At 70.2% G+C, this 7,035-nt stretch carries 8 protein-coding genes; all 8 read right to left on the minus strand.

Annotated features, from left to right (window positions below):
* Positions 1-45: 45 nt before the first annotated feature.
* The gene (locus tag ACFYNP_RS36790) at positions 46-1,098 is read right to left on the minus strand and encodes a lysophospholipid acyltransferase family protein (protein WP_388791651.1); all 1,053 of its coding nucleotides are present in this window, start codon (positions 1,096-1,098) and stop codon (positions 46-48) included.
* A gap of 14 nt (positions 1,099-1,112) precedes the next feature.
* Positions 1,113-2,195, minus strand: coding sequence for an NAD-dependent epimerase/dehydratase family protein (locus ACFYNP_RS36795; RefSeq protein WP_388420509.1), 1,083 nt, complete (start codon positions 2,193-2,195; stop codon positions 1,113-1,115).
* A gap of 192 nt (positions 2,196-2,387) precedes the next feature.
* Positions 2,388-2,486, minus strand: coding sequence for a 30S ribosomal protein bS22 (locus ACFYNP_RS36800; protein ID WP_003948845.1), 99 nt, complete (start codon positions 2,484-2,486; stop codon positions 2,388-2,390).
* A gap of 120 nt (positions 2,487-2,606) precedes the next feature.
* Positions 2,607-2,819, minus strand: coding sequence for a helix-turn-helix domain-containing protein (locus ACFYNP_RS36805; protein ID WP_159030439.1), 213 nt, complete (start codon positions 2,817-2,819; stop codon positions 2,607-2,609).
* 128 nt (positions 2,820-2,947) lie between these two features.
* A complete protein-coding gene (locus ACFYNP_RS36810; protein WP_388791661.1) occupies positions 2,948-3,763 on the minus strand; it encodes a phosphatase in 816 nt (271 codons plus the stop codon).
* Positions 3,764-3,854: 91 nt separating this feature from the next.
* Positions 3,855-5,030 carry an acetoin utilization protein AcuC gene (locus ACFYNP_RS36815; RefSeq protein WP_388791653.1) on the minus strand — a complete coding sequence of 392 codons (1,176 nt, stop codon included), beginning with the start codon at positions 5,028-5,030 and terminating at the stop codon, positions 3,855-3,857.
* Positions 4,999-6,201 carry an MFS transporter gene (locus ACFYNP_RS36820; protein ID WP_388791655.1) on the minus strand — a complete coding sequence of 401 codons (1,203 nt, stop codon included), beginning with the start codon at positions 6,199-6,201 and terminating at the stop codon, positions 4,999-5,001. Before ACFYNP_RS36820 ends, ACFYNP_RS36815 begins: the two co-directional genes overlap by 32 nt.
* Positions 6,202-6,244: 43 nt before the next feature.
* Complete coding sequence (locus tag ACFYNP_RS36825) at positions 6,245-6,889, minus strand: HAD family hydrolase (protein WP_388791657.1); 645 nt, start codon at positions 6,887-6,889, stop codon at positions 6,245-6,247.
* Positions 6,890-7,035: the final 146 nt, after the last annotated feature.

Consider the following 7,035-nt stretch of genomic DNA (forward strand, 5'->3'; position numbering starts at 1 on the left):
CTCGCGTACCGGCCCGCGGGATTCGCCGGAAAGGTTCGGAAGGACTCAGAAGAACACGGACCGCCGCTGCACGAGCAGCTTGTACAGCGTGTGCTGGATCTGTTCGCGCACCTGGTCGGTCAGGTTGAACATCAGCATCGGGTCCTCCGCCGCCTCCGGCGGATAGCCGTCCGTCGGGATCGGCTCGCCGAACTGGATCGTCCACTTCGTCGGCAGCGGCACCAGACCGGCGGGACCCAGCCACGGGAACGTCGGCGTGATCGGGAAGTACGGGAAGCCGAGGAGGCGGGCCAGTGTCTTGGCGTTGCCGATCATGGGGTAGATCTCCTCGGCCCCCACGATCGAACACGGCACGATCGGCGTGCCCGTCTTCAGCGCGGTCGACACGAAGCCGCCCCGCCCGAAGCGCTGCAACTTGTACCGCTCGCCGAACGGCTTGCCGATGCCCTTGAACCCCTCGGGCATCACGCCCACGACCTCGCCCCGCTCCAGGAGCGCCTCGGCGTCCTCCGTACAGGCAAGGGTGTGCCCGGCCTTGCGGGCGAGCTCGTTGACGACCGGCAGCATGAACACCAGGTCCGCCGCGAGCAGCCGCAGGTGCCGGCCCGCCGGATGGTGGTCGTGCACGGCCACCTGCATCATCAGGCCGTCCAGCGGAAGCGTCCCGGAGTGGTTGGCGACGACCAGCGCCCCGCCCTCGGCCGGGATGTTCTCGACGCCCTTCACCTCCACCCGGAAGTACTTGTCGTAGAACGGCCGGAGCACCGACATCAGGACCTGGTCGGTGAGCTCCTTGTCGTAGCCGAACTCGTCGACGTCGTACTCGCCGGTGATCCGCCGCCGCAGGAACGACAGGCCGCCGGCGATCCGCCGGTCCCAGCCGCCCTGCTCCCGCGGTGTCTCCGTACGGGCCCCGGAAGCCTGCTCCCCGGCCTCCTGCGCCCCCGGGAGGGCACTGACCGGGGAAGCGGGTGCCGCGGCCGGCTGCGGCCCCGGCTCGGCCTTGCGGCGGCCCGGGATCGGGCGCCTGCGGCCGCTGCGCTGCGCGCTCTGGCGCGAGCGGTCGTCGTCGAACGGGATGACCTTGGCGTCCGCCATCGTTGGTGCGCTCCTCATTCCGCGTTCGAAGGGGTGGTGGCCCGGGCCCCGGTCCCGCCCGGGAAGGGCGCGAACGGCAACCCCGCCACCCGGTCCACAGCCCTGGCCAGCGAATCCGGCGGCAGCAGCCCCGGCCCCCGGCTGCGGGCGAAGTCGGCGAATGTCTCGGCCGTCGTGTACTTGGGCTCGTAGCCCAGTGTCTCGCGCATCTGGAGGGTACTGACCACCCTGCCGTGCGTGAGCAAACGAATCTGCTCCGGCGAGAAATCGGTCACCCCGACCGTTCTGAGCGCCGTGCCGACCCAGCGCACCGCCGGGAGCAGCACCGGCACCGTGGGCCGGCCGAGGCGCCGCGAGCACTGGGACAGGAGCAGCACACCCTCCCCCGCGACATTGAAGGTGCCGCTGTTGAGCGTGCCCCGCCGCGGCTCGCCCGAGGCGATCCGCAGCACGTCGATGACGTCGTCCTCGTGGACGAACTGGAGCCGCGGATCGTAGCCGAGGACGGTCGGCAGCACGGCCAGCGAGAAGTACTCGGCGAGCGGTGAGTCGGCGCTCGGCCCCAGGATGTTCGCGAACCGCAGGACGCACACCGCGACGTCCGGCCGGCGCCGGGCGAAGCCGCGCACGTACCCCTCGACCTCGACGGCGTCCTTCGCGAAGCCGCCGCTGGGCAGCGACTTGGGCGGTGTCGTCTCGGTGAACACCGCGGGATCGCGTGGCGCGGACCCGTACACGCTGGTGCTCGACTTCACGACGAGCCGTCTGACCGTCGGGGACTTCTGACAGGCGCCGAGCAGCTGCATCGTGCCGATGACGTTGGTCTCCTTGACCGTGGCACGCCCGCCGCCGGAGCCGAGCGGCGTGCCGGTCACGTCCATGTGCACCACGGTGTCCACCGCGTGCTCGGCGAGCACCTTCGCGATCGCCGGCTGGCGGATGTCCGCCCGCACGAAATCGGCACCACCCAAATGGTGCTCCGGCCGGACGACATCGACCCCGATCACCCGGTCGACCTCGGGATCACGCTGGATCCGCCGCACAAGGCGACCGCCCAGCTGCCGGGCCACTCCGGTGACGAGCACGACCTTCCCCAAGATCAGCGCCTTCCTTCGGCCTTAGGTACGCCCCTACGCCCTGTGCGCCACCGTAGCGGCTGGATGTTGCGCGGCGATGACCCCGTGCCCGCGCATGGCCGAGAAACCGCCCCGGGGACCGCGTCCGGATACGCCACAGCCCTCCCACCGACAATCCGGCGGGAGGGCTGCGAACTCACGAACAGCGCTCGCTTACTTCTTGTTGCGACGCTGAACGCGCGTGCGCTTGAGCAGCTTGCGGTGCTTCTTCTTGGCCATCCGCTTGCGCCGCTTCTTGATAACAGAGCCCACGACTACCCTCGCTCACTTCTTCTCACTCGGTGCGGGGCGTCTGGGCCCACACGACCTACGTCGGCCTAGCCTACCTGCCGCCGAGTGAGGGACGTAATCCGAGGGGAGCGCGGAGCCCCGTCAGGCCGTTTCCACCCCCACAAAGGACTCGCGGAGATACTCGTGAACTGCTTGCTCCGGGACCCGGAAGGACCTGCCCACCCTGATCGCCGGCAGATGACCGCTGTGCACCAAGCGGTACACGGTCATCTTCGACACTCGCATCACCGAGGCGACTTCCGCCACGGTCAGGAACTTGACCTCGTTGAGAGGCCTGTCACTCCCAGCAGCCATGACCCACCTGTACCTTCCGCACCGAACGCGCACCGGCTTCCCCTCCGGTGACTCAACGTCGCTGTGCGCTCACTCCCCAGACTAGGTGCGGGTGGTGCGAGTGGGGAAGAGGAGCTGCGATCGGCCGCCTACTGTGACAGACACGCTCGATTGAGTACATAGCGAGTAAGCGGGCGGTAGTAATCGGACCGCACGGCGTCATCAAGCGGAACGGCCACGGCCACCCGCCCCTCGGCCTCCCCGACGAACAGCGCGGGGTCGTCCGTATCGGCCAGACCGACCGCCTCAATACCGAGCTGACCTGCTCCGCAGACCCATCCGTGATCTCCGATCACAAGGTCGGGAACCCCTCCGGAACCCCCCGCCGCGGCCCCCAGAGCGAGCCGAATCGGGAGCGGTGAATGGGTGTGTGCGCCGGTCTCGCCACCGGCTCCCCGCGCGCCGGGTTCCCGCACCAACGCGACTCCCCGTACGTAGTCAAGGTTGTACGTACGTACCCCGAACCGGGTCGTTATGTCGACAGAGCTACCCTGCGCGGGGGTGAGGACAGGGCATCCCGCCGCCGACAAAGCGTCCGCCAGCGCGGCGTAGAACCCGAGCAGCCGATGCGGATGCCCGGTACCGAGCAGCACCGCGCCGCGCCGCGCGGCCACCTCACCGAGCCGCGCGGCGAAGGCGTCGAGCCCCGCCAACGTCCGCTCCGGGTCGATGACATCGGGCCCGCTCACATGCCGGGGATCGTCGCTCACCCCGCACTTGTCCGCCATCAGCCGCAGCAAGTCCCTTTCGCCCCAACCCCATTCGGGGTCGAGCCCGAGCATGACCCGGGGGTCACGCGCCGCGAACAGCCGGTAGCTCCGCAGGCTCTCCTCCCGCGAGGTGGCCACCGGCCCGGCCAGCCTGGTCGCCAGAAGATGCGCCCGCAGCGCCCCGATGCTCAACACCCGACGATGCTCCCGCAGCGCGCCCGTCGAGGCATCAATTTCCTTGCTCTGCCCCACAGTTGGCGTAACGGCGCAGCACATCCCGGCACTCCTAAGGCAACAGCCCCCGCAGCGGGAAGGCCGCCCGCCGCGTGGCGAGCACCGCCTGGTCGAGCCGGTTCGCCGGGTCGTACCCCTCGTCCCACGAGCGCCACGCCACGGTCCGCCCGTCCGTCATCCGGCCCGGGCCCAACTCCCTCGTGCGCGCGTACACTTCATCGCGCCAGGACGAGGGCACCACCGACTCGGGATCGACCGGCGCATGGCCCGCGATCCCCACCAGGTGCGTCCAGGACCGCGGCACCACGTCCACCACCGAGTAGCCGCCGCCCCCGAGCGCCACCCACTTCGCCCCCTCGACGTACTCGTGTGCCAGCGAGTGGCAGGCCGCCTGCACGGCCCGCTGGGCGTCGAGCGAAACGGCCAGGTGGGCCAGCGGATCCTCGAAGTGCGTGTCGGCCCCGTGCTGGGTGACGAGGACCTGTGGCCGGAAATCGGCGATGAGCTCCGGCACCACCGCGTGGAACGCCCGCAGCCACCCCTCGTCCCCCGTCCCGGCCGGCAGCGCGAGATTGACCGCGGACCCCTCGCCGGGCCCGTCCGCCCCGGTCTCCTCGGGCCAGCCGGTCCCGGGGAACAGCATCCGGGGATGCTCGTGCATCGAGACGGTAAGGACCCTCGGGTCCTCCCAGAACGCCGCCTGCACCCCGTCCCCGTGGTGCACGTCGACATCCACGTACGCGACCCGCTCGACCCCCAGCTCAAGCAAACGCGCGATCGCGAGAGCGGCGTCGTTGTAGATGCAGAACCCGGCCGCCCCGCCCGGCATCGCGTGGTGGAGGCCGCCCGCGAAGTTGACCGCGTGCGAGGCCTCCCCCGCCCACACCGCCTCGGCCGCGGCCACGGACTGCCCGGCGATCAGCGCGGACGCCTCGTGCATCCCGGCGAAGGCGGGATCGTCGACCGTCCCGAGCCCGTACGCGATGTCGGCCGCACGCGGGTTCGCGGACGCGGCCCGCACGGCGTCGACGTAGTCCTGCCGGTGCACGAGCCGCAGCGTCGAGTCTCCCGCGGGCGGCGCGGCGACGACGTCCACCTGCTTGTCCAGCCCGTACGCCCGCACCAGACCCATGGTCAGCGCGAGCCGCACCGGGTCCATCGGATGGCTCGACCCGAAGTCGTAGCGCGTGACAGCTTCATCCCACATCAACAGTGCGCGGCCGCTCATGCCCGCCACCGTATCGGGCGGCCTCCGAGCCGAACGAACGGGCGTACACCAGCGTCAGGAGCACCAGGACCATCGGCACCAGCATCGCCCCGCGATAGCTCCAGGCGTCCCCGAGCGCCCCCACGAGCGGCGAGCCCACGAGGAAGCCCACGTAGTTGAAGATGTTGAGCCGGGCGACCGCGGCATCGCTGGCCTCCGGGAACAGCCGCCCGGCCGCGGCGAACGTCTGCGGCACGATCACGCAGAGCCCGAACCCAAGCAGGGTGAATCCGGCCATCCCCACCCAGGGCCCCGGCGCGAGGGCCACCACGCCGAACCCGGCGGCCGCGAGCACCGTCCCGAGCCGCACCACGGCCACCGCCCCGAACCGCCGCACCCCGAAGTCCCCGGCGGCCCGCCCGAGCAGCGTGGTCACCATGTAGACGTTGTACGGAACGGTCGACAGCTGCTCGGAACTGCCCAGCGTGTCCTGGAGGTACTTGGCACTCCAGTTGGAGACCGTCGAATCCCCGATGTACGCGAAGCTCATCACCAGGCACAGCGGCAACAACAGCCGGAAGACAACGGGCTTGCCCGCAGCCGCAGCGCCCTGCCCCACCTCACCGGCCGGCTCCCCGTCCACGTACCACCGGCTCGCCACCAGACACACCGGCAGCAGCACGGCCACGACGGGCAGATACGACACGAGCAGCGACAGGTGCCAGTGCGCCCCCACCCAGGCGAGCGAGGCTCCCCCGATCCCGCCGAGACTGTACGAGGCGTGGAACCCGAGCATGATGCTGCGCCCGTACGTGCGCTGGAGGCTGACCCCCAGCATGTTCATGGAGGCGTCGAGGGCCCCCACCGAGAGCCCGAACGCGCCGAGCGACAGCGCGGCCTGCCACATCCGGTCGCCCGCGCCGGCGCCGAGCAGCGCCAGGAGCACGGCGGGCTGAGCGAACCGCAGCACGACGCTCGGCCGCACCCGCTTGATCAGCTGCTCGGTGCAGACGCTGCCGACCCCCGCGAGGATCGGCACGGCCGCGAGGAAGACGGGCAGCAGCCCGTCGGATATCCCGTACCGGTCCTGGATCGCGGGTATGCGGGTCACCAGGAGGGCGAAAGCCATGCCCTGCGCGAAGAAACTGACCGCCAGGGACGCCCTGCCGTGCCGCAGGCGTGGGTCTGTCATGGCGGCACAGCCTAGGGCCGTTACTTACTCCTGGGTAGAGAGATCACCCGAGCAATTCGAGCAGCTGCCGCATGTCGCCGAAGTGCCCGTTGGCCCCGGGAAGCCGCTCGGCCGGCGTCATCGCGGTGAACGCGTACACGTCCATGCCGGCGGCCCGCGCGGCCTCGACGCCGAGGGGGCTGTCCTCGATGACGACGCACCGCTCGGGGGCGACGCCCATCCGCTCGGCCGCGTGCAGGAACAGGTCCGGCGCCGGCTTGCCCCGCCCGACGTCCTCCGAGGAGAAGATCCACTCGTCCTCGAACCACTCGTCGAGCCCGGTCCTGAGGTGCCCGACCCTGATCCGCTCGTGGGACCCGGAGGATGCCACGCAGTACGGCACGCCGTCCGCCACGAGCTTTCCGAGTACGTCGGTGACGCCGGCGACGGGCTGGAGCTCCCGCTCGAATGCGGCGAAGATCCGGGCGTGCAGCGTCTCGTCGAAGTCGGCGGGCAGCGCCTGCCCGGTGCGCTCCTGGATCAGATCGTGGACGCGGTGGATGGCGGCCCCCATGTAGTCACGGAGGGAGTCCTCGTACGAGGTGGCGTGGCCCAGCTCGGTCAGATAACCGGACAGGATGGTGTTGGAGATGGGCTCGCTGTCGACGAGCACGCCGTCGTTGTCGAAGATGATGAGGTCATAGCGCATGACTCGACCTTAAACGCAGAAAAGCCCCGCACCGTGACCCTGAGGGTCTGGTGCGGGGCTTTTCCCAAAAATTGTTCGGCGGCGTCCTACTCTCCCACAGGGTCCCCCCTGCAGTACCATCGGCGCTGAAAGGCTTAGCTTCCGGG

The sequence above is a fragment of the Streptomyces sp. NPDC006691 genome (assembly GCF_042869955.1).
Taxonomy (GTDB): Bacteria; Actinomycetota; Actinomycetes; order Streptomycetales; family Streptomycetaceae; genus Streptomyces.